Source organism: Undibacterium sp. MH2W, assembly GCF_049340215.1.
Classification (GTDB): Bacteria; Pseudomonadota; Gammaproteobacteria; order Burkholderiales; family Burkholderiaceae_D; genus Undibacterium.
On record NZ_JBMPPA010000002.1, the window covers coordinates 114181 to 136411 of the forward strand.

Genomic DNA, 22231 nt, shown 5'->3' on the forward strand with positions numbered 1-22231 from the left:
GCAGTAAGTAGTAAGTGTTGATTTAGTTTTAGTTTTTTGGTTTTAGTTTTAGCTTTTTATTATTTTTAACTTTTAAGGAAATGTCATGACTGATTTATCTTTTGTTGCTTTGGCTTGCGGTTTGATCATCGGTTTGGGCGCGATCGGTGCTTGTATCGGTATCGCTATCATGGGTGGTAAGTACCTGGAAGCATCTGCACGTCAACCAGAATTGATGAATACATTGCAAACTAAGATGTTCTTGCTGGCTGGTCTGATCGACGCTGCGTTCCTGATCGGTGTTGGTATCGCTATGTTGTTCGCGTTCGCAAACCCGTTCCACGCTTAATAGTCTTTCCTTTTCGTGCCGGAAGTCGCTGACTTCTGGCTTGATCCATCTAGATAAGGAATTACCGTGAACCTTAACTCAACTTTGTTTGTTCAGTTTGGGGTTTTCTTCATCTTGGCATTGTTCACCATGAAGTTTGTGTGGCCGCCACTGATGAACGCGCTCGATGAGCGCGCGAAGAAAATCGCCGACGGACTGGCAGCTGCCGACCGTGGCCGCGCTGAAATGCAAGCTGCTGAAAAGCGTGTACAAGCTGAATTGGCTGGTGCGCGTGATGAAGGCCAAAAACGTATCATTGACGCAGAAAAACGCGCTCAATTGATCATCGAAGAAGCCAAGAACACTGCTTATGCAGAAGCGGGTCGTATTGTTGCGGCTGCTCAAGCTGATGCAGAAAATCAAGTTACTAAAGCACGCGAAGAATTGCGCGACCAAGTTGCTACTTTAGCAGTCAAGGGCGCAGAGCAAATTCTGAAACGTGAAATCAACGCATCCGCTCACGCAGATCTGTTGAATCAACTGAAAACCGAGCTGTAATCATGGCCGAACTCGCAACGATCGCTCGTCCTTACGCTGAAGCGCTATTCCGTGTTGCCCAAACCGGTAACCTGTCCGCCTGGTCGGAACTGGTCACTGAAATGGGTCATGTGGGTGCGAATTCCGATGTACAAGCTCTTGCACACAACCCAAAAGTCTCAGCACCACAAAAAGCTGAGATTTTCTTGTCTGCGCTCAAATCGCCAGTCACTGCTGAAGCAAAAAACTTCGTAGCGACACTCGCTGACTATGATCGCCTGACTTTGCTGCCTGAAATCGCTTTCCAATTTCACGCTCTGAAAAACGCCTTCGACGGCGCTGCAGATGCGGAAGTAACAAGCGCTTTTGAATTGTCCGCAGCCCAGTTGAGCGACCTGGCAGTGACATTGGAGAAGAAATTTGGCCGCAAACTGCACCCAACAGTCAAAGTAGATCCTGCTTTGATCGGTGGTGTGCGCATCGTGGTTGGTGATCAGGTGCTTGACACGTCGGTTCGCGCTAAGCTGCAAAAAATGCACGTAGCCCTGACCGCGTAAGAACGTAATAAATATTAGGAGTTAGTATGCAACTCAACCCATCTGAAATCAGCGAGTTGATCAAGAGCCGGATTCAAGGCCTTGGCGACACAGCTGAGATTCGTAATCAAGGTACGGTTATCTCCGTTACCGACGGTATCTGCCGCATCCACGGTCTGTCTGACGCGATGCAAGGTGAGATGCTGGAATTCCCAGGCAATACATTCGGTCTGGCATTGAACTTGGAACGTGATTCCGTTGGCGCCGTTATTCTCGGTGACTACGAGCACATCTCCGAAGGCGATACAGTGAAATGTACTGGTCGTATTTTGGAAGTGCCTATCGGTCCTGAACTGCGCGGTCGTGTTGTTAATGCGCTGGGTCAGCCAATCGACGGCAAAGGTCCGATCAATGCAAAATTGACTGCACCAATCGAAAAAATCGCACCAGGCGTTATTGCTCGTCAATCCGTTTCTGAACCACTGCAAACAGGTATTAAGTCCATCGACGCGATGGTACCAGTTGGTCGTGGTCAGCGTGAATTGATCATTGGCGACCGTCAAACTGGTAAAACAGCGGTAGCGATTGACGCGGTGATCAGCCAAAAAGGCCAAAACGTGACATGTATCTATGTTGCGATCGGTCAAAAAGCATCTTCCGTTAAAAACGTTGTGCGTGCTCTCGAAGCCCACGGCGCTATGGAATACACGATCGTTGTTGCTGCAACTGCTGCTGAATCTGCAGCGATGCAATACGTATCCGCCTACTCCGGTTGCGCGATGGGTGAATACTTCCGTGACCGCGGCGAAGACGCATTGATCATCTATGATGATTTGTCTAAACAAGCTGTGGCTTACCGTCAGGTTTCCCTGTTGCTGCGCCGCCCACCAGGCCGTGAAGCTTACCCAGGTGACGTATTCTATTTGCACTCCCGTTTGCTGGAACGTGCAGCGCGCGTGAACCCAGACTACGTTGAAGCATTCACCAAAGGTGAAGTCAAAGGTAAAACAGGTTCTCTGACAGCATTGCCTATCATTGAAACACAAGCTGGTGACGTTTCCGCATTCGTTCCGACCAACGTTATTTCGATTACTGACGGTCAGATCTTCTTGGAAACATCCCTGTTCAACGCAGGTATCCGTCCAGCGATTAACGCTGGTATCTCGGTATCTCGTGTTGGTGGTGCAGCGCAGACTAAAGTCATCAAAAACTTGTCCGGTGGTATTCGTACCGACTTGGCGCAGTATCGTGAATTGGCAGCGTTTGCTCAGTTCGCATCTGACCTCGACGAAGCAACCCGCAAGCAGTTGGATCGTGGTGCCCGTGTAACTGAGTTGCTCAAGCAAGCACAGTACGCACCATTGCCAATCTCCTTGATGGCGGTCACATTGTTCTCCGTGAACAAAGGTTACCTGGATGATGTGCCTGTGAAGCAAGTCTTGTCGTTTGAAGCTGGCGTACACAACTTCATGAAAACAAGCCACGCTGCATTGTTGCAAAAGATCGAAGAAACCAAGCAACTGGACAAAGATGGTGAAGCTGCCATGGCTGCCGCAATTGCTGATTTCAAAAAATCCGGCGCCTATTAATTTACTGTAGCTAGAAGGAGTCAATACTCATGGCTGCAGGCAAAGAGATACGTGGCAAGATTAAAAGCGTAGAAAATACGAAGAAAATCACGAAAGCGATGGAAATGGTCGCTGCGTCCAAAATGCGTAAAGCGCAGGACCGGATGCGTGCGGCTCGTCCGTACAGTGAAAAGATTCGTAACATCGCTGCTAACTTGTCACAAGCCAACCCAGAGTACACGCATCCTTTCATGGTTCAACAAGATCACGCTAAAAAAGTTGGCGTGATCGTTGTGACAACAGACAAAGGTTTGTGCGGTGGCCTCAACACCAACGTGTTGCGTTTGGTCACCAACAAATTGCGTGAACTCGAAGGTAAGGGTTCAAAAGTAGAAGCGGTCGCAATTGGTAATAAAGGTTTAGGTTTCCTGAATCGCATCGGCGCCGAAGTTGTTTCCCACGCTGTTCAGCTGGGCGACGCTCCGCACCTCGATCGATTGATTGGCCCAGTTAAAGTATTGCTGGATGCCTATCAGGAAGGCAAACTCGACGCGGTTTACTTGAGTTATACCAAGTTTATTAACACCATGAAACAAGAACCGGTGATGGAGCAGTTGTTGCCTCTGACATCGGACCGTTTGGCCGTAGACAAGTCCTCCCATTCGTGGGATTACATCTATGAACCAGATGCGAACACGGTGATTGATGAATTGCTGATCCGTTATGTTGAAGCGCTGATCTATCAAGCAGTTGCAGAAAACATGGCGTCTGAACAGTCGGCCCGTATGGTGGCGATGAAATCAGCAAGTGATAACGCAGGTAACGTAATTGGTGAGTTGAAACTGGTTTATAACAAAACCCGTCAGGCTGCCATTACCAAAGAGCTCTCCGAGATCGTCGCCGGCGCGGCAGCGGTCTAAACTGAATTTAAATATTAAGAAGGAACGAACATGGCTAATGGCAAAATCGTTCAGTGTATCGGCGCTGTGGTGGACGTTGAATTCCCACGTGACGCGATGCCTAAGATTTACGATGCCTTGAAAATGGAAGGCTCCGAGTTGACTCTGGAAGTTCAGCAGCAGTTGGGTGACGGCATTGTCCGTACGATTGCGCTGGGTACTTCTGACGGTCTGCGTCGTGGCATGGTGATCAGCAACACAGGTCATCCAATCATGGTACCAACCGGCAAAGCTACGCTGGGTCGCATTATGGACGTACTGGGTAACCCAATCGATGAATGCGGTCCTGTCAGCCACGAGCAGACAGCATCGATTCACCGTAAGGCACCAGCTTACGACGAACTCTCACCATCCCAAGAATTGCTGGAAACTGGTATCAAGGTGATTGATCTGGTTTGCCCATTCGCTAAGGGTGGTAAAGTGGGTCTGTTCGGTGGTGCGGGTGTTGGTAAAACCGTGAACATGATGGAATTGATTAACAACATCGCTAAAGCACACAGCGGCTTGTCCGTGTTTGCTGGTGTTGGTGAGCGTACTCGTGAAGGTAATGACTTCTATCACGAAATGGCTGACGCAAAAGTGGTTGATCTGGAAAATCCAGAAAACTCCAAAGTTGCGATGGTGTACGGTCAGATGAATGAACCACCAGGTAACCGTCTGCGCGTTGCGTTGACTGGTTTGACAATCGCTGAAGGTTTCCGTGACGAAGGTAAAGACGTTCTGTTCTTCGTGGATAACATCTACCGTTACACACTGGCCGGTACTGAAGTTTCTGCGTTGTTGGGTCGTATGCCTTCCGCTGTGGGTTACCAACCGACACTGGCTGAAGAAATGGGCCGTCTGCAAGAGCGTATTACATCCACAAAAACTGGTTCGATCACATCGATCCAAGCCGTGTATGTTCCAGCCGATGACTTGACTGATCCATCTCCAGCGACAACATTCGCCCACTTGGATTCGACCGTTGTTCTGTCCCGTGATATCGCTTCTCTGGGTATCTACCCAGCGGTTGATCCACTGGATTCGACATCTCGTCAGCTGGATCCACAAGTGGTGGGTCAAGAGCACTATGAAACAGCACGCGCTGTTCAAGGTACGCTGCAGCGCTACAAAGAATTGCGTGACATTATCGCGATTCTGGGTATGGACGAATTGGCTCCTGAAGACAAATTGATCGTTGCACGTGCACGTAAAATGCAACGTTTCTTGTCTCAGCCTTTCCACGTTGCTGAAGTATTTACCGGCGCACCAGGTAAATACGTTTCGCTGAAAGACACGATCAAGGGCTTCAAAATGATCGCTTCCGGCGAACTCGATCACTTGCCAGAACAAGCGTTCTACATGGTAGGTACTATCGACGAAGCAATCGAAAAAGCGAAAAAACTGGCTGCTTAATTATTGAGCACTAGCGCTGCGGTGGAAACGCCGCAGCAAGAGCTTTTTCAAGCGAACACAAAGGGTCCAACATGGCACACACTATTCACGTTGACGTAGTTTCAGCAGAAGAATTGATTTTTTCTGGTGAAGCTGAATTCGTCGCGTTGCCGGGTGAGGCTGGTGAATTGGGTATTTATCCAAAACATACTCCATTGATTACCCGTATCAAACCGGGTGCAGTGCGCATTAAAGTAACTGGTCAAGCTGAAGACGTTTTCGTTTTCGTGGCTGGCGGTTTGCTTGAAGTGCAACCAGACGGAGTGACAGTTTTGGCCGATACCGCGATTCGTGGTCACGACCTGGACGAAGCTAAAGCAACAGAAGCTAAGAAATTGGCGGAACAAGCTTTGGCAAATCGCGATTCCAAGATCGACTACGCGCAAGCGCAAAGCGAATTGGCCTCTGCGATCGCCCAATTGGCAGCGATTAGCAAATTGCGTCAAAAGCGTTAATTCGTTCACGTCACTGACGCGACGAAAGCAGTACAATAAAAAGGCAGCTTTGGCTGCCTTTTTGTTTTCAAGGACAAATAACGATGCCTTCACCCGTTTTCACGCACCCCGCTGTGCCGCAAGACCCAATGAACTCAACAAACTCAACAAACACAACAAACACAACAGCATCACTAATGATGCAATTGCTGGGCGAATGCAAAACCATCGCTGTTGTGGGTCTTTCTCCTAAAACGCATCGCGCGAGTTATAGTGTGGCCGCCTATATGCAAAACGCAGGCTATCGCATTATCCCTGTCAACCCACGTGAGGTAGGCAAGACGCTCCTCGGAGAACATTGCTACGCCAGTCTCACAGAAGCGGCCGCCCATCACCGCATCGACATCGTCGACTGCTTTAGGAACGCAGAAGATATGCTCCCTATTGCGCAGGAGGCCGCCACCATTGCACCTCGCTGCCTGTGGATGCAATCGGGCATTATCAACACAGAAGCAGCGCGTATCGCCGCGGACGCTGGTATTGTTGTTGTGATGGATCGTTGCTTAAAAATTGAACACCAGCACTCTTTTGTTTCATGACGTCACCCTGAGGAAAGCCGCACACAATGACCATCGCTGAACAATTCCACCTGCCCACTCACTTTCAACTTCAAGAGGCTGACGCAGGACGTCGATTAATTGGCGCAAACAGTGGCAACCGCGCAGACGATAAACTCGCAGACAAAGCAAAAACAGCCGAGTTAGCGGAAAAAATCTCTGCATTGCAGGATGTCTTTGCTGCCAATCACGATCCAAAGTTGTTGGTTATTTTACAGGGAATGGATACCGCAGGAAAAGACGGCACCGTCAAAAGTGTGTTCGGACAATTACATCCGCTGGCGGCACGCACCGTCGCATTTAAGTCTCCAAGCCAAGCAGAGAAAGACCATGATTTTCTATGGCGCGTCCATCAACAGGTCCCAGCGAAGGGCGAGATTGTGATTTTTAATCGCAGTCACTACGAAGACGTTCTCATCAGTAAAGTCCACGGCTGGATCGATGACGCTGAATGTGAGCGTCGGTATGCCCATATCCGAGATTTTGAGCGTATGTTGGTCGAGACCGGGACGATCGTCTTGAAGTTCTTTTTGCATATTTCCAAGGATGAACAAAAAGAGCGCCTGGAAGAGCGCCTAGCTGATCCTGATAAACATTGGAAATTTGACATGCAAGACATCGCTGAGCGCGAACATTGGGACGCATACCAACGTGCTTACGAAAAAGCGCTCAGTGCCACCGATACCCCAAATGCACCGTGGTATGTCATTCCCGCCAATTCAAAAACACACCGCAACCTTGCCATTGCAAATATTGTGTACGAACGACTGGCGAGTCTAGATCTAAAATTTCCACCGGGCAATCTTGACTACGCCAAGCTTGTCGTGAAATAAATCACCCCATACCTGCTACCCGTGTCCGCCCAACGAGAGGTATCCCAAAAAGAGACGTATCGCTCGTTGGGAGCGGGTTTGGAGTCAAACTACGTGCAAAGAGGTGATCAGAGACGGCAGATGATTGCTGACATCTCAACGACATACTGAACTGCAAAATTTTTACTTATGCACATAGTGTCAAGTAGATTTTTCTTATGAAAAAAAGATTTTTTATTAATAGAAATATTAATATCTAATAAAATCAAGCGCTTAGGTGTTTACTCTACAGTGGAAATTTAAATTGAAGAGGTAAACCTCAAATTGAATAATTCTATCCACAAAGTTATCCACAGTTTTTTCAAAGAAATTTGCCATTGAAAAGACAACTTGCGCAAGATCAGATGCTGTTCGGCGTAGCTTAAGCGATAATGTCGGCTGTTCAGGACGAGCGATGATGTTGCGTTATCGCTCGTCTCATCCAGGATCCAAGTACGGCACGTTCACGCATCTCGCATCGCGGCAAGCAGGTATTGCCGTGAGACCATTTTTAACGGCCTTATTTCCGTTTTTTGAAAGCCACCATGAGCCATAATTTTTCGCCATTGAAGAACGACACGTTTATCAAAGCCTTGTTACGTGAAGAAACCGATTACACACCGCTGTGGCTCATGCGCCAAGCAGGGCGTTATTTGCCGGAATACCGTGCAACGCGTAAAGGTGCAGGCTCGTTCATGAGTTTGGCGAAAAATCCTGCTTTTGCGACAGAAGTAACCTTGCAACCCATTGATCGCTATGCGTTAGATGCCGCGATTTTATTCTCGGACATCCTGACCGTTCCGGATGCCATGGGATTGGGTCTGTACTTTGAAGAGGGTGAAGGTCCTAAGTTTGAGCGTCCTCTGAAAGAAGAAAAAGACATTCTTGCCTTAAAAGTCCCAGAAGCGGGCAGTCTTCAATATGTGTTTGATGCCGTGACCCAGATCCGTACCGCACTGGACGGTCGCGTTCCTTTGATCGGTTTTTCTGGCAGCCCTTGGACATTAGCCTGCTACATGGTCGAAGGACAAGGGTCAAAAGAGTTTCATAAAGTCAAAACCTTACTCTACAAGCGCCCAGACCTGATGCACCACATTTTGCGCGTCAATGCGGATGCGGTCGCAGACTATCTCAATGCGCAGATTGATGCCGGTGCGCAGGCGGTGATGATTTTTGACAGCTGGGGCGGTGCGTTGGCTGACGCGGCTTATCAAGAATTTTCTCTGTCTTATATGCAGGATATCGTTGCCAAACTCCAAAAAGAAAAAGACGGCAAGCGTATTCCTGCCATCGTTTTCACCAAAGGTGGTGGCTTGTGGCTAGAGAAAATCGCAGCAATTGGTGCGGACGCGGTTGGACTTGACTGGACTGTCAACCTCGGTCAGGCGCGCGCGCGAGTAGGCCATCAAGTTGCGCTCCAGGGCAACCTTGATCCCGCTATTTTGTTTGCCGAGCCAGATCAGATCCGTCAGCAAGTGATTCAGACGCTCGATGCCTACGGCACGCCAACGGCAGGGCATGGCCATGTATTTAACCTTGGGCATGGAATTTCCCAATTTACGCCACCTGAATCAGTGAGCGTGCTGGTTGATACCGTCCATGAGTATAGCCGCCGTCAGCGACAACAAGGATAACGCCGCCTGCCCCATATCGCTCGTCGGGGGAAGGCGCGCGATTTTGGGGCGTGTTGCGTGTTTCCGACGTACGTCAAAGTGCGTCGATGGCAAGAAAATTGCACAACAATTCTACTGATAAAACGACAATCAACGGAAAGCCGCGTCCCTCCATCATGTTGCTGTGCAAAAGCGAGTGTTTATGAGGCTTGGCAGGCTAAAATCAGTGGAGAATGAGGCCAGTAGTGGCTAAATTATTTATACTTCTGAACATCACTTCCCTACTTATGCACAAAATCAGGGCATGATCAAAAACCTAAAAAAATATATTTTTTCTTCGTTGCGTATATTTTTAAGTGATTGATTTTAAAGGAAAAAAAATTTAGCGCGTAAACCTTCAATCACCCTGAAACCCGCGTAAACAGTAGCGAAAACCAATGTCAATAGTGCCTTCTCCACAAAGTTATCCACAGAAGATGTGGAAAACCTAAAAACACCTTATAAAATCAATGCTTAGCCTTCTTTTGTTGGGAAAAAACTAGCCTGTGAACGAGCTATTCCTCCGCGTCGCTCTCGACACCCCGCTTGACACCTTGTTTGATTATCGCTTTGCGGATCAGACCGGCACCGTATCGCCCCAGCCGGGTCAATTAGTCGTGGTGCCTTTTGGGCGTCAGGAGTTAGTGGGGGTCGTGGTTGAGGTGTGCGATACCACGGCCGTTCCTGTGGATAAAATCAAAGATGTCATCGCGATCAGAAGCGAGTTATCCCCCTTATTGCCTGAGTGGATGGCCTTAGCGCAGTTTGCCGCCGAGTATTATCAACGACCGCTTGGTGAGGTGGCATTGCCTGCCTTACCTAAAAATCTGAAGGCGATCAAAACGATCTCCTTGCAGCGCGGCCTTAAAAAGCTCGACAAGCTGGGTGAACAAAAAGACGCGCAACCCACCGCCGAGCCGGTACTCAATCATGAGCAGCAAGCGGCAGTAGATGCCATCGTTTCTGGTCGCGGTTATGCCCCCCATCTTTTGTTTGGGGTTACCGGCAGTGGTAAAACCGAGGTCTATTTACAATCGGTGGCGCGCGTATTGGCGCAACAACCCGATGCGCAGGTATTGATTCTTGTCCCAGAAATCAACCTCACGCCGCAATTTGAAGCGCACATTCGCTCGCGCTTTCCGGGTCTCATGTTATCCACATTACATAGTGGCATGGCAGAAGGAGAGCGTCTATTGCACTGGTTAGCAGCCCATCAAGGGCGGGCGCGGATCATTCTCGGAACGCGTCTCGCCATGTTGGCATCGATACCATTTTTGCAATTAATTATCGTTGATGAAGAGCATGATCCTTCTTATAAGCAACAAGAAGGCTTGCGTTATTCTGCCCGCGATTTGGCTATTTGGCGCGCACGCCAACGTCAGATTCCGGTTGTTTTGGGCTCTGCAACCCCCTCACTCGAAAGCTGGCATGGCGCGCAAAGTGGGCGTTATCGGCTGTCGGTTTTACGTGAACGCGCGGTAAAAAACGCCGTGTTGCCGGTTGTTAAGATCATTAATCTGGAGCGTGAAAAACCCAGCGATGGACTTACGCCTAGACTCATTGCCGCAATCAAGCTACGTCTTGAGAAAGGTGAGCAATCACTTCTCTTTTTAAATCGTCGTGGATATGCCCCTGTACTGGCATGTGATGCGTGCGGTTGGATCAGTCAATGCACACGTTGCACCGCCAATCTCGTTTTACATAAAGGGGACCACCGACTTCGTTGCCATCATTGCGGTTTGGAACAACGCATCCCTCGTTCTTGCCCTACCTGCGGCAACATTGATCTGCAGCCTTTGGGTCGTGGCACCCAACGGATGGAAGAAAGTTTGGCCGCCATTTTCCCGGACGCCAAGGTGTTCCGCATCGATGCGGATTCCACGCGCTTGAAGGGAAGTGCCGCCGCTGCCTTTGAGCGGGTACATGAAGGGGATGTGGATATCTTAATCGGGACGCAGATGGTTGCCAAAGGGCATGATTTTAAACGCCTGACGTTAGTCGCTGCCCTGAACCCAGATGCGGCCCTGTTCTCGCAGGATTACCGTGCGAGCGAGCGTTTGTTTGCGCAACTGATGCAAGTCGCCGGTCGTGCTGGGCGGACCGCACAAAAAGAAGGGGGCAATATGTCAGAGGTCTTGATTCAGACCCGCTACCCAGATCACCCGCTGTACCACGCGCTGATGGCGCATCACTATGAAGCGTTTGCGCAAGATTTGTTGCTTGAAAGACAGCAAGCACAATTGCCGCCTTTTATGTATCAAGCATTACTGCGTGCCGAAGCCCGAGAATTGCAGCAAGCGATTGATTTTCTACACCAAGCGGCGGCATTGCCAACGCACGTCGGCATCACCATGAACGACCCGATTCCCATGACCATGACGCGGGTGGCGAATGTCGATCGCGCACAATTGCTGGTCGAGTCGGCATCTCGGCCGGCTTTGCAAGCATTTGTCAGAGAGTGGATCGCTCAGTTACGAGCGATGAAAAGCCGTGTGAAATGGTCGGTTGAAATCGACCCTGTGGATATCTAATGACCTATCCACACGCCACCACCACACCTGTCCCTTTATCGCGATAATAGTTCCATTATTCTCGAACTATGGTAAAGTAAACGAATGAACGATAACGACATCATCAAAGCACTGAGTGCCTTAGCCCATCCGGTTCGCTTGAAAGTATTCCGCTCTTTAGTGGTTGCGGGCGCTGCAGGTGTGACGCCAGGCGTGATGCAGGAAGCGTTGGACATTCCAGCCACAACCCTGTCATTTCATCTCAAAGAATTGACGAACGCAGGTCTGGTCAATATCGAGCGCTCTAGCCGCAACTTGGTCTATCGCGCGGCATACGATCAAATGAACGCGTTGATCACGCACTTAACAGACAATTGCTGCCAAGGCGCCTCGTGCGAGGTGTCCAGCAGTGCTGACACATGCCAATGCTGACCGCGATGTTACGGGATTTTTTGAACACACATCGTTTCGACACATCATCGGCCGACTGCGAGCGATTCAATGACAATTAACGTACTCATTCTCTGTACCCATAACTCCGCCCGCAGTGTTCTTGCGGAAGGGATGCTCAATCATCTCGCCCAACAACACCACAAAGACATCAAAGCCTTCAGCGCGGGCAGTACCCCAAGTGGACGCGTGAACCCATTCGCCCTCGAAGTCTTAGCGGAAGCCGGCGTTGATACCAGTACCATGTACAGTAAAAGCTGGGACGCATTTACCGTAGCTGGGGCTCCTTGCATGGATATCGTCATTACCGTTTGCGATAGTGCGGCATCCGAACAGTGCCCGTACTGGCCAGGAAGTCCCGTGAAAGTGCATTGGGGATATCCAGACCCCTCCAATGCGCCTCCTGCTGATAAAAAAGCGGCGTTTGAATTGACACGTCAGGCCATGGCTGATCAGATGTTGCAATTACTACATCTACCATTGGCCACCATGTCCCATGACGAGCGTCAGGCAGCGCTATTACGTCTAGTCAAGAGTGAGACATGACACCACTTCTTCTGAAAAAGTGCAGTGGGGAGTTGCTCGGTACGGCGATGCTGCTAGCGATCGTCATTGGTTCTGGCATCATGGGCGAAGGTTTGGCAGCCGGAAACGTTGCGGTTGCATTACTAGCCAATACCGCAGCAACAGTCTGTGGGCTTTATATCTTGATTGAGATCGTTGGTCCACTCAGCGGGGCGCACTTTAATCCGGTCGTTTCTGCGGTGATGGTGATCCGTGGTGCACTCGATAAACAAGATTTGCTCGCCTACATCTTTGCCCAGCTCGCTGGCGCCGTCCTCGGTGCGTGGCTTGCCCACGCCATGTTTGACATCAGCCTGTTTCAATTATCGACAAAAGTGCGTAGCGGCACGGGACAATGGATTGCTGAGGTGGTGGCTACAGCCGGATTATTACTGGTCATTCTCAGAGCACCTTCAGAGAAAGTGGCGGCGATGGTTGCCGCCTACATTGGCTGTGCCTATTGGTTTACCGCCTCCACTTCCTTCGCTAACCCCGCCGCAACGTTGGGTCGGATGTTGAGCGATACATTTGCTGGTATTGCCCCAGCAAGCGTGCCTGCGTTCGTCTTAGCCCAATGTGTTGGGGCTGCGGTCGGCTTATTGATCAGTCGCTTGTTTGATCGCTGTTCTGTATCAAATACCTGACGACTGTGTCACTCAGCGTGAGAGACTTCCTTTGTAATAGAGGTCTTTCACCACGGCACGGGGGTCTCCATGACACACCACTTTTTCGTCGCAGTCTTGACCTATCTCATCGCCACAGCGAGCCCCGGGCCTAGTGTGATGGCGCTGATGGCGGTTGCCATGCAACAAGGTCGGCGTGATGCATTGGCCGTCGCATGCGGCATCATTTCTGGATCAGTGTGGTGGGGTAGTTTGGCAATGCTTGGCTTTGCGGGCGTATTACAGACCTATGCGCAGCTTCTTGTTGTATTGAAATTTCTTGGTGCAGCGTATCTGTTTTGGCTGGCATTCAATGCCTTGCGCAAGGTCGTTATGCATCCATCGGGATCGAGGGCCTTGCCGGTGCAGTCGGGAAGCTTTGCTCGCCTTTATCTGCGCGGATTAAAGCTGCATCTCAGTAATCCCAAATCGATCTTTACGTGGCTGGCAATCGCTTCTTTGTCCGCCCAAAGTGCGCCCACGTGGCGTGATCAACTGCAACTACTTCTTACCTGTGCGGTGATCTGCTCCGGCGTATTCTTTACGTATGCGGTGGTTTTTTCGACCACATCAGCACAACGATACTATCTCCGCTGCGAACGCTTTCTGCACATGGCATTAACGATGACGTTTGGCGTTGCGGCAGTCAAGTTACTGACTGCCGATCACTAAGGCGCTGATGCTTGGTCAAACATGTTCAGTCGATAATGCGCATCTTAAACTGCCGTCCCTTGATATTGGTGCGGCTGAGTTTATCAACCGTTTGACGCGCGACTTGTCGGTCGATCGCGACATAGGTAGAGAACTCAGAGACGTTGATTTTGCCGACCTGCTCTTTGCGGAGACCGATATCTGCGGTTAATGCCCCAAGTAGATCACCGGGACGCAGTTTGTCTTTCTTTCCACCAAAGATGCAGACGGTCATCATCGGCGCTTCTAGGGTTTGTTCAGGGGCCGCTTCTAGGGCATTGATGTCGGCCCATGTCACATCTTCACCTTGGTATTCGGCAATCAGTTTGACCCATTTTTTTTCATTGGGCGTCGCCAGACTCAATGCCAGACCCTTTTCTCCAGCACGCCCGGTACGACCGATGCGGTGGATATGGACCTCCGTGTCTTTGGACACGTCGACGTTAATCACTGCTCCCAATGTCTGAATATCTAAACCCCGGGCGGCGACGTCCGTGGCGACCAGCACCGAACAGCTTTGGTTTGCAAAACGGATCAGCACTTCGTCGCGGTCGCGCTGTTCGAGATCACCGTGCAGTGCCAAAGCACTGATCCCTTGTGCTTGCAGTTCTTCGGTTAATTCGCGGCAATGGATTTTTGTATTGCAGAATGCAATCGTCGATACAGGCTGATAATGATGTAAGAGACGCGCAACGGCTTCGTTACGTTCCTCTGGTGTCACCAGATAAAACAATTGCTCAATGTGGTTGGCGGCATGCTGAGATTCGACCTTGATCTCGACTGGATCGCGTAATAGTTGTTCACTTGCCTTACGGATATTGTCCGGATACGTCGCCGAAAATAACAGTGTTTGGCGACGGGGTGAGCAGGCTTCGACAATGCTGTAAATATCATCGTAAAACCCCATGTCGACCATGCGATCGGCTTCATCAAGGACCAAGGTTTGCACGCTATTGAGCTTAATCGTGCCGCGACTAATATGGTCGATCAGACGCCCCGGCGTTCCGACCACAATATGTGCGCCGTGTTCGAGTGAGGCAATCTGCGGTCGCATGGCTGTTCCGCCGCACAGCGTCAGAATTTTGACATTTTCAATGGCCCGTGCAAGACGGCGGAGTTCATTGGCGACTTGGTCTGCTAATTCTCGGGTAGGGCAAATCACCAGTCCTTGAACCGCGAAGTAGGTCGGATTGAGTTTGGCCAAGATGCCCAATCCGAACGCAGCGGTCTTGCCACTCCCTGTTTTTGCTTGCGCAATCAGATCGCGTTGCTGAAGCACGACGGGAAGGCTTTCTGCCTGAATCGGTGTCATGGTCTTGTAGCCCAAGCTATCAAGATTAGCGAGGATCGCTGCAGACAAGGGGAGAGAATTAAAGGCAACGGCGTCGGACATGGGTGTCATTTCAAAATACGGATGGATAGGTGTGCTGTCGTGCTATGTGGCACCACGCAAAAAGGGGAGCTCGCATGGTGTTGGTGACTCTTTTGCTTTGCGATGCGTCGGTCGACCCACATAAAGTACGTAAAGAGCGTGGAAACCGGACAAAGGCGTCAGTTTTATCCTGCCATTGTAGGGCATGAAGTGGAAGCCCGTGAGAATTTACGTTAATTTACAGGAAATTGTTGATTAAAAGTAACTTGTAGGTGGTATTCTTGCGAGAAAGAAATGATGTTTTCGAGCAACGGGCAAGGTTGGGATAGCGCATTATTTGCGTTGCAGTAACATTTGATTACATGTTCATTTGGATAATATGCAGAACTCAGGAGAAACTTTGGCAAAATTGCATATGTCAGAAAAAAGCGACAACCACTCTTATACCAACTTGTTATTGAATTCGTGCAAACTCTGAGAAAAATCCTGCGTTTTTGGCTGCGGCAAGGCGTCTATCAACGGTTGTTCGTGCCCCTGTTTTTGCTCATCCTGGCGGCCGCAGGATTACGCTACCATTTACTCATTGACGCAGAGACAAGAGAAGCGCGCGAACGCCAGCAAAGTGCATTGCTCCAGGTAAAGCATTACCTGCAGAGTGACCTCACGGACTTGAACGTGCAAGGGGATGCAAGGAGCATCAGCCGCTTATTAGAACAAACACTGCGTGACTCTTCCGACGTTGCCCGTATTGTCTGGTCGACGTCTCAACAAAAAATTGAGCGTTCCCAACCGACCGTTGCATTAACCGCCCCCACTTGGCTGGGACGGAAATTGGCACTCAATGCAGAAAGCATGACGCTAGATATCCCGTTGGAAGACGGTGAGAACGCCCACGTCCAAATCGATGGCAACACGATACCGTCACTGAATCGGATTTGGCGCAAACTCTCTCAGCAATTGGTGATATCGATATTTTTGCTGACATGTATTTGTTTGCTGCTTGGATTAATCCTTCGGAACAATGCCCGTACGCTCACGCTGCTAGCTGATGCCAATCATCGTTTTCAGCATGGCGAATATTCGGTGCGTATGCGCCGTACAGGCACTGCTGAAGGGCGTGCGTTAAGTGCTACTTTTAATAGCATGGCCGCTGAAGTTGAACAGTTAGTGATCAGCTTACGAAAAAGTCAGGGCGAGCAGAGCGAACAACTGCATTTTACTTGGCAGTTGTTGACCGCTTTACCCATTCCTATTTTCTTTAAAGATCGCAAAGACTTTTGCAGGGGTGTGAATGTTGCTTGGACGGAGATGTTTGGTATCAGCGCGCAGGAAGCTGTTGGGCGTCCCATGGAAGAACTGCTACCATTGATGGCACACATTAGTAGTCACCTCGCATTCCAGGAAAGCCAGCAACTGATCGAAAAAGTGGAGCTAGAGTTGACGATCCCTACTGCGGATCGCGATCTTGACGTGATTTACTACGAAGCACCCTACACAACGAAGGACGGAAAGCTCTCCGGTACGATTGGTGCCTTTGTTGACATCAGTGAGCGCAAGCAAGTTCAGGCGGATTTGATTACGGAAAAAGAACGGGTTGAAACGACGCTTGACTCCATCGGCGACGCGGTGATCAGTACCGATATCCACGGCCAGATCCTGACATTGAACCGTGTTGCGCAACAACTGACTGGATGGGAGCGCAACGAGGCATTGCACGTGCCACTCACACAAGTGTTTGAACTCACCGATCCCGATGCACATGCCTCGTTGACGATGTTCTTACAAAAAATCCAGCGTCAGAGCAGCACAATGCAGGCAAATAACCAAGCACTGCGTTGCCGCGATGGACGTCAACTGGATATCAATTTCACGGCTGCCCCGATTCGTCATACGGACGGCACCCACAGTGGTTGCGTCCTGATTTTCAGGGATCTCAGCGAGCAGCGGCAGCTGTTACGGCAAATTTCTTGGCAAGCTGGTCATGACTTATTGACCGGTCTCGCTAACCGCAACGCGCTCAATGCCCATTTTCAGCAAGCGATTCAGGCCGCCCGAGAGCAGAACACTTATCTGGCTGTGTGTCTATTGGATCTCGATCACTTCCAAAGTATTAACGAACAATACGGACAAGAATTTGCCGACAAGCTGCTACAGCGCGTCGCACGTCGGCTAGAACGAAGTGTGGGCGAGGGCAACCCGGTTGCACGCCTTGGTGGCGATGAGTTTGTGGTGCTCTTGCAGAACCAGACAGATTTGGCGGAGGTCGACAAAAATCTCGTGTTGTTGCTCGCAGAGCTGGCGCAACCGTATCAGGTCGAACAGCGCCAGACCAGCATGTCGGCGAGTATCGGCGTGGCCATTTACCCGCGCGATGATCACAGCCCGGATGCGCTGCTACGCTTTGCCGATCAGGCGATGTACCAAGCGAAGATCAGTGGGCGCAATAAATACCACCTCTTTGACGCCCAACGTGATCAGGAAGTGCGTACCCGCCACAACCAACGCGCTCGTATTCGTGAGGCGTTACATCACAACGAATTTGTTCTCTACTTCCAACCAAAAGTGAACATGCGCGAAGGTCAAGTCATTGGTATGGAAGCGCTAATACGCTGGAATCATCCTGAGCGCGGTATTCTGGGACCGATGGAATTTCTGCCGTTGATCGAACAAAGTAATCTCATTATCGAAGTCGGTGAGTGGGTAATGCGACAAGCCTTAGAACATATGCGCGAATGGCGCGAGGCGGGGCATCAATGGGTCGTGAGCGTGAATATCGCTGCGCGGCATTTTCAGGCGGATGGTTTTCTGACGACGGTCTGCGACATCCTGGCCGCTTACCCCGAGTTACCGCCTCATAGCCTGGAAATTGAAATCCTTGAATCTGCTGCCATCCAAGATATTCAATCGGTGCATGAATTGATGGTCGCTGCGCAAAAATTAGGTGTTCGTTTTGCACTGGATGATTTTGGTACAGGATATTCTTCCTTGTCTTACCTTAAACGCTTACCGGCAAATATTCTGAAGATCGACCAGAGTTTCGTGCGGGATATGCTCGATGATCAAGATGACCTGGCATTGATCGGCGCGATTATTGGTCTGGCGCGTGCGTTTAAGCGTGAAGTCATTGCTGAAGGCGTAGAAACAACCAGCCATGGCGTTGCGCTCATGCGGCTTGGTTGTGATTTTGCGCAAGGCTATGGCATCGCACGTCCGATGCCAGCAGACCAAGTGGTTGCATGGGCAAACGACTACGTCGCGCCGAGCGCATGGCGCGAAGCGCTACATCACGGATAGTTGTACCCGACCTCGTTATTGATGTTGAGGCGTTTCCGCTAAAAGACGCACATCGTTTGCCATCATCAATGAGGCATTTTGCAATCCGGCGGAGATGGCTGGGGCAATGCTCCGATAGTCGCTATCCTTTAAGGGCACGGAAATGCGACGCTGCTGACGCCTTAAAGGATGCTTGTTGGCATCCGCAATGACCCACACCACGTCCATACTAACTTCACTTGCTAAGGTCGTCCGCAAATCTCTGACGTCGATACTGATCCGGTAGCGCGTTGTTGACATGTTTCCTTGCGGATGTTCACTGACCCATGCGTGTGGCAACTGGGCTTGCAGATTTGCTTGCAAGGCCTGCCGCATTTGCTCGTCGATTGGGGCGATCCAGCGTTGATCATCCCGAACCAGTGCTTCCGTTGCCGTTTGTTGTACCACGAGTTGCGGACGGTTGATCGCCTCTGGGATACGGACGTTATCGATCTGTACGTCATAGGCGGCATGTGCTGCGACCTCCGCTGTGGAGATTGGCGCAGCAAAACTCAGTTGATAAAAGTGTTCTTTGGCGGGGCTGGCGCAGCCTGACAAGGTCGCAGCCGTCGATGCCAGGGTCACTAACCAGAGCGACGTCACACCCCTTTTTAAGGGTAGACACGATAACAGCGGAGATAACATAGCTCTCATTATGGTTTCACTTTCTCTTTACCAAAGACCAGCGCATCTGGATGCCGTTCTAGGGTATCTGCCAATGTTGCCAGTGCGCGTGCTGATTGAGCGACTTGCTTGAGCGCATCGCGCAAATCCTGTTGAACCGGCGCATCCTCAGACAAGACGGCATTCGCACTGGCCAGCGTCGCGCGTGCTTCTTTTAGCGTTGAACTCAGTTCTGGTGTGACCTCCGTATCGAGGTGACGGCTAAGCTTTTCGGTGCTCTCCAGTGTCTTATTGAGTTTCGTTAATGCTGTGAGCAATTCTCCGGATAATTGATCAAACGGAATCTGATCAATTTTTTTCGTGATCCGGCTCACGGTATCTTGAATGTCGGATAAGCCACCGTTGTTACTTGGAATAACGGGATAAACACCTTTCCAGTTGATCGTTGCTGGCGCACTGTCAGGGAAAAAATCGAGCGCCACATACAACTGGCCTGTGAGTAAGTTACCTGAGCGAAGCTGTGCCCGCATTCCTTTAGCCACTAAACGATCCAACAGTAGACGTTCTTTGCGCGCCGTGTCGTCATCCGGTGCTTGTGCGCCGTTTCTAAGTTGAGAGTGCAAGCGGTCCGGATAAATACTCACCTCTACCGGAAAGCGCGGAACGTCTTCGCTAAAGTCGACACCAATCGATATCACCTCACCAATGACGATTCCATGTAAATCAACGGGAGCACCTTTCGACAGGCCGCGTAACGAGTCTTTAAAATACATCAGGAAAGACCGCACGCGGGTATCCGGTGAGCGCATCGCTTGTTCACGGTTTTCAAACAAGGTAAATGCCGTGCCATTGTCAGCAGGCTTTTGTCCAGGCATCGCGTCTTCTGTATCCTGAAACGCCAGACCACCATCAATCAATGAAGTCAATGACTCTGTACTAACCTTGACCCCATTGGCATCCAACGACATCTCGACGCCACTGGCGTGCCAGAAGCGGGTTTGTGGATTGACGTATTGATCGTAAGGCGCATCAATGAAGACCCGTAAGGTAATGCCTTGACCGTCTTTATCGAGACTATATTGCGTCACGTGGCCCGCATTGATGTGTCTAAAGAAGACTGGCGAACCATAATTGATCGAGCCGATTTGCTTGCCGTGCAGAACAAACTCGTGCCCAATAGAATCGCGGGTTACCAGCGGGGGATTTTCGAGGCCGGTAAATTGATCCGTCGTTGAGGTCGCAACACCCACATCGACACTGATGTAAGCACCAGAGAGCAGGGTGTTTAAACCGGACACCGAGCCGCCCGAAATACGTGGTCGTACGACATAAAATCGGGTATCAGAGGCAAGAATATCCGCGGCGCTTTTGATTAACTGCGCAGTGACGATCACGTTTTTTCGGTCTGCTGATAGGCTGATCGCCTTTACTTGTCCGATATCGACGTCCTTGTAGCGTAATTTCGTTTTCCCTACTTCGAGTCCTTCCGCAGACTTGAAGTTGATGGTAATGACGGGACCTTGGCTGGTGATTGTATGGATAACCAGCCAAAGGCCGATGAGTGCGGCAATTACCGGAACAATCCATACGACGGACGGTAGGCGTTTGCGTGAACGCACGGTCAAGCTCGGAATACTGGCGGCATGTGGCGCGTGGACTGGTGCGGTCGGCGCGGCCGGCGAAGATTCTGGTCCCTCTGGGGACGGTGGTACGTGATCATTCATTGGTCTCTATTGCATCCCAAATTAAACGCGAATCAAAATTTAATGCTGATAGCATGGTCAACACCACGACCGTCGCAAAGGCAAATGCGCCTTCGCCCGGATACACCGACGCCAGGCTTTGAAACTGTACCAAGGCGACCAAGACAGTGACAACATAAATGTCCAACATCGACCATCTACCCACGGTTTCAACGATGCGGAATAATTGGGTCCGTTGTAACGGATGTGATGTACTTCGACGCCAGCTTGTCCACAACAAAAAACTCATTGAAAACAACTTCAGCAGTGGCACCATCACACTGGCAAAAAACACCAACAAGCCAAGAGGCCAAGACCCTGCTGCAAACAACAAGACGACACCACTCATGATGGTATCGTCTTCCGGACCGAAAATCGTCTCGGTATGCATGACGGGCAACAAGTTGGCGGGGATGTACAAAATCGAAGCCGCAATCAAAAATGCCACAGACCGATGAAACGCGGCTTGATCGCGGACCCGGAGCGTGGCGCCACAGACCTGACATCGGGTATCAGGATGGTGAATGTGGCAGAGTGATTCACAGATCTGACAAGTAATGAGACCTGCGGCGTTGCCTGTGAGTGGCCTCACTGCGCTGGTGGCACTCGTGGCGCTGGTGCCTTGAATGGCGGCGTTGTGTGAAGGCTGCAAGGACGTTTGCTCAGAGATGGGCATGTGATTTTCTTTCCTGTGACCACATCCAGACATGGCGGGGTGTGAGCATGCTGCCCATGATTGCTGAGACCACAATCAATCCAGCACAAGACCAGAATGCGGGTCCGACAATGATATCTGCCAGATCTTTGAGTTTAACCAGTGACACCAACAGCCCCAGCATAAATACCTCGACCATGCTCCAAGGGCGTAATTTTTGCAAAACGATCATAGGGAGGCTGGTCGTCTGGGGATGTTTTCCCCATTTGATGTTCAGGAGAATATAGAGTTCAATCCCAATCTGTAATGCGGGCGCGGCGATCGTCGTGAGGATGACTAATAAACATAAAACGGGCATATCCCGATCCCACATCGCCAATGCGGCACCAAAGAGGCTGGTCTCACGGGTGTTTTGTTGCAAATGCAGCGCCATGAGCGGAAACGTGTTCATGATCGAAAACAGCACCGCTGTCGTGATGGCAAGCGCCAATGTTTGGTCGAGGGTCGATCTGTTATGGTGAAACAATTTCGCCCCACACCGAGGACAGCACGCTGCCTCGCCCACTTTCAGCGATACTTCCCTGCAAAGCAAGTCGCATTCGTGGCAGACAACGAACTTGACGTCAGACATTGAAAAAATCCATTTTCCGCTGCAAAAAAGTCCAACATTTTCCGTGTTGATATTAAAGCATATTGTCGTTCGCCGTGGTCATCAATGTGGCTGGATCAAAAAAAACGGCTTGTCTTGTGACAAG

At 50.4% G+C, this 22231-nt stretch carries 21 protein-coding genes; 16 read left to right on the forward strand and 5 right to left on the reverse strand.

The genetic code is table 11. The features are described from left to right. Positions 1–85: 85 nt before the first annotated feature. The 15 genes from atpE to ACO0K2_RS04995 all read left to right on the forward strand — a co-directional run bounded on the left by atpE (position 86) and on the right by ACO0K2_RS04995 (position 13753). On the forward strand, positions 86–328 hold the full coding sequence (atpE, locus tag ACO0K2_RS04925) for a F0F1 ATP synthase subunit C (protein ID WP_186911982.1): 243 nt from the start codon (positions 86–88) through the stop codon (positions 326–328). A gap of 66 nt (positions 329–394) precedes the next feature. Next, a complete protein-coding gene (locus ACO0K2_RS04930; RefSeq protein ID WP_423016365.1) occupies positions 395–865 on the forward strand; it encodes a F0F1 ATP synthase subunit B in 471 nt (156 codons plus the stop codon). Positions 866–867: 2 nt separating this feature from the next. Further along, positions 868–1401 (forward strand): F0F1 ATP synthase subunit delta, encoded by a 534-nt coding sequence (locus ACO0K2_RS04935; RefSeq protein WP_423016367.1) that lies wholly within the window; start codon positions 868–870, stop codon positions 1399–1401. Positions 1402–1427: 26 nt separating this feature from the next. Further along, positions 1428–2969 carry a F0F1 ATP synthase subunit alpha gene (gene atpA / locus ACO0K2_RS04940; protein ID WP_423016369.1) on the forward strand — a complete coding sequence of 514 codons (1542 nt, stop codon included), beginning with the start codon at positions 1428–1430 and terminating at the stop codon, positions 2967–2969. 29 nt (positions 2970–2998) lie between these two features. Then, positions 2999–3868, forward strand: coding sequence for a F0F1 ATP synthase subunit gamma (gene atpG / locus ACO0K2_RS04945; protein ID WP_423016370.1), 870 nt, complete (start codon positions 2999–3001; stop codon positions 3866–3868). 30 nt (positions 3869–3898) lie between these two features. Continuing rightward, on the forward strand, positions 3899–5302 hold the full coding sequence (gene atpD / locus ACO0K2_RS04950; protein WP_423016372.1) for a F0F1 ATP synthase subunit beta: 1404 nt from the start codon (positions 3899–3901) through the stop codon (positions 5300–5302). A gap of 71 nt (positions 5303–5373) precedes the next feature. Beyond that, the gene (locus ACO0K2_RS04955; protein WP_423016374.1) at positions 5374–5796 is read left to right on the forward strand and encodes a F0F1 ATP synthase subunit epsilon; all 423 of its coding nucleotides are present in this window, start codon (positions 5374–5376) and stop codon (positions 5794–5796) included. 83 nt (positions 5797–5879) lie between these two features. After that, positions 5880–6374: a CoA-binding protein gene (locus ACO0K2_RS04960; RefSeq protein WP_423016376.1), complete on the forward strand. Its 495-nt coding sequence runs from the start codon at positions 5880–5882 to the stop codon at positions 6372–6374. Between the two features lie 26 nt (positions 6375–6400). Beyond that, a complete protein-coding gene (locus ACO0K2_RS04965) occupies positions 6401–7225 on the forward strand; it encodes a PPK2 family polyphosphate kinase (protein WP_423016378.1) in 825 nt (274 codons plus the stop codon). Between the two features lie 563 nt (positions 7226–7788). Next, positions 7789–8877, forward strand: a complete 1089-nt coding sequence (gene hemE, locus ACO0K2_RS04970; RefSeq protein WP_423016380.1) for a uroporphyrinogen decarboxylase — start codon at positions 7789–7791, stop codon at positions 8875–8877. Between the two features lie 524 nt (positions 8878–9401). Then, on the forward strand, positions 9402–11426 hold the full coding sequence (locus ACO0K2_RS04975) for a primosomal protein N' (protein ID WP_423016382.1): 2025 nt from the start codon (positions 9402–9404) through the stop codon (positions 11424–11426). Positions 11427–11510: 84 nt separating this feature from the next. Beyond that, positions 11511–11837 carry an ArsR/SmtB family transcription factor gene (locus ACO0K2_RS04980; RefSeq protein ID WP_423016384.1) on the forward strand — a complete coding sequence of 109 codons (327 nt, stop codon included), beginning with the start codon at positions 11511–11513 and terminating at the stop codon, positions 11835–11837. A gap of 69 nt (positions 11838–11906) precedes the next feature. Beyond that, complete coding sequence (locus tag ACO0K2_RS04985; protein WP_423016386.1) at positions 11907–12401, forward strand: arsenate reductase ArsC; 495 nt, start codon at positions 11907–11909, stop codon at positions 12399–12401. Continuing rightward, complete coding sequence (locus ACO0K2_RS04990) at positions 12398–13063, forward strand: aquaporin (protein WP_423016388.1); 666 nt, start codon at positions 12398–12400, stop codon at positions 13061–13063. The genes ACO0K2_RS04985 and ACO0K2_RS04990 overlap by 4 nt, the downstream gene beginning before the upstream one ends. A gap of 69 nt (positions 13064–13132) precedes the next feature. After that, a complete protein-coding gene (locus ACO0K2_RS04995; RefSeq protein ID WP_423016390.1) occupies positions 13133–13753 on the forward strand; it encodes a LysE family translocator in 621 nt (206 codons plus the stop codon). Between the two features lie 25 nt (positions 13754–13778). On the opposite strand, the gene dbpA is transcribed toward ACO0K2_RS04995, so the two are convergent. After that, on the reverse strand, positions 13779–15164 hold the full coding sequence (gene dbpA / locus ACO0K2_RS05000) for an ATP-dependent RNA helicase DbpA (protein ID WP_423016392.1): 1386 nt from the start codon (positions 15162–15164) through the stop codon (positions 13779–13781). 444 nt (positions 15165–15608) lie between these two features. Here dbpA and ACO0K2_RS05005 point away from each other — a divergent pair, with 444 nt between their 5' ends. Next, positions 15609–18437, forward strand: coding sequence for a putative bifunctional diguanylate cyclase/phosphodiesterase (locus ACO0K2_RS05005; RefSeq protein WP_423016394.1), 2829 nt, complete (start codon positions 15609–15611; stop codon positions 18435–18437). Between the two features lie 15 nt (positions 18438–18452). Here ACO0K2_RS05005 and ACO0K2_RS05010 read toward each other — a convergent pair whose 3' ends face one another. From ACO0K2_RS05010 to ACO0K2_RS05025, 4 genes are read right to left on the reverse strand one after another with little or no spacing between them, the layout of a single operon-like run. Then, positions 18453–19109, reverse strand: coding sequence for a PqiC family protein (locus ACO0K2_RS05010; protein WP_423016396.1), 657 nt, complete (start codon positions 19107–19109; stop codon positions 18453–18455). Beyond that, the gene (locus ACO0K2_RS05015; RefSeq protein WP_423016398.1) at positions 19109–20803 is read right to left on the reverse strand and encodes an intermembrane transport protein PqiB; all 1695 of its coding nucleotides are present in this window, start codon (positions 20801–20803) and stop codon (positions 19109–19111) included. Before ACO0K2_RS05015 ends, ACO0K2_RS05010 begins: the two co-directional genes overlap by 1 nt. Beyond that, positions 20796–21497: a paraquat-inducible protein A gene (locus ACO0K2_RS05020; RefSeq protein ID WP_423016400.1), complete on the reverse strand. Its 702-nt coding sequence runs from the start codon at positions 21495–21497 to the stop codon at positions 20796–20798. The genes ACO0K2_RS05015 and ACO0K2_RS05020 overlap by 8 nt, the downstream gene beginning before the upstream one ends. Beyond that, on the reverse strand, positions 21484–22107 hold the full coding sequence (locus tag ACO0K2_RS05025; protein WP_423016402.1) for a paraquat-inducible protein A: 624 nt from the start codon (positions 22105–22107) through the stop codon (positions 21484–21486). The genes ACO0K2_RS05020 and ACO0K2_RS05025 overlap by 14 nt, the downstream gene beginning before the upstream one ends. Positions 22108–22231: the final 124 nt, after the last annotated feature.

What these genes read in the sequence shown, in the direction of transcription:
- ACO0K2_RS04935 (WP_423016367.1), top strand. Translation starts at nt 868, where the DNA reads ATGGCCGAACTCGCAACGATCGCTCGTCCTTACGCTGAAGCGCTATTC.
- ACO0K2_RS04955 (WP_423016374.1), top strand. Translation starts at nt 5,374, where the DNA reads ATGGCACACACTATTCACGTTGACGTAGTTTCAGCAGAAGAATTGATT.
- atpE (WP_186911982.1), top strand. Translation starts at nt 86, where the DNA reads ATGACTGATTTATCTTTTGTTGCTTTGGCTTGCGGTTTGATCATCGGT.
- ACO0K2_RS04980 (WP_423016384.1), top strand. Translation starts at nt 11,511, where the DNA reads ATGAACGATAACGACATCATCAAAGCACTGAGTGCCTTAGCCCATCCG.
- hemE (WP_423016380.1), top strand. Translation starts at nt 7,789, where the DNA reads ATGAGCCATAATTTTTCGCCATTGAAGAACGACACGTTTATCAAAGCC.
- atpA (WP_423016369.1), top strand. Translation starts at nt 1,428, where the DNA reads ATGCAACTCAACCCATCTGAAATCAGCGAGTTGATCAAGAGCCGGATT.
- ACO0K2_RS05025 (WP_423016402.1), bottom strand. Translation starts at nt 22,107, where the DNA reads ATGTCTGACGTCAAGTTCGTTGTCTGCCACGAATGCGACTTGCTTTGC.
- ACO0K2_RS05010 (WP_423016396.1), bottom strand. Translation starts at nt 19,109, where the DNA reads ATGAGAGCTATGTTATCTCCGCTGTTATCGTGTCTACCCTTAAAAAGG.
- ACO0K2_RS04985 (WP_423016386.1), top strand. Translation starts at nt 11,907, where the DNA reads ATGACAATTAACGTACTCATTCTCTGTACCCATAACTCCGCCCGCAGT.
- atpD (WP_423016372.1), top strand. Translation starts at nt 3,899, where the DNA reads ATGGCTAATGGCAAAATCGTTCAGTGTATCGGCGCTGTGGTGGACGTT.
- ACO0K2_RS04960 (WP_423016376.1), top strand. Translation starts at nt 5,880, where the DNA reads ATGCCTTCACCCGTTTTCACGCACCCCGCTGTGCCGCAAGACCCAATG.
- ACO0K2_RS04965 (WP_423016378.1), top strand. Translation starts at nt 6,401, where the DNA reads ATGACCATCGCTGAACAATTCCACCTGCCCACTCACTTTCAACTTCAA.
- ACO0K2_RS04995 (WP_423016390.1), top strand. Translation starts at nt 13,133, where the DNA reads ATGACACACCACTTTTTCGTCGCAGTCTTGACCTATCTCATCGCCACA.
- ACO0K2_RS05015 (WP_423016398.1), bottom strand. Translation starts at nt 20,803, where the DNA reads ATGAATGATCACGTACCACCGTCCCCAGAGGGACCAGAATCTTCGCCG.
- ACO0K2_RS04990 (WP_423016388.1), top strand. Translation starts at nt 12,398, where the DNA reads ATGACACCACTTCTTCTGAAAAAGTGCAGTGGGGAGTTGCTCGGTACG.
- dbpA (WP_423016392.1), bottom strand. Translation starts at nt 15,164, where the DNA reads ATGTCCGACGCCGTTGCCTTTAATTCTCTCCCCTTGTCTGCAGCGATC.
- ACO0K2_RS05020 (WP_423016400.1), bottom strand. Translation starts at nt 21,497, where the DNA reads ATGCCCATCTCTGAGCAAACGTCCTTGCAGCCTTCACACAACGCCGCC.
- atpG (WP_423016370.1), top strand. Translation starts at nt 2,999, where the DNA reads ATGGCTGCAGGCAAAGAGATACGTGGCAAGATTAAAAGCGTAGAAAAT.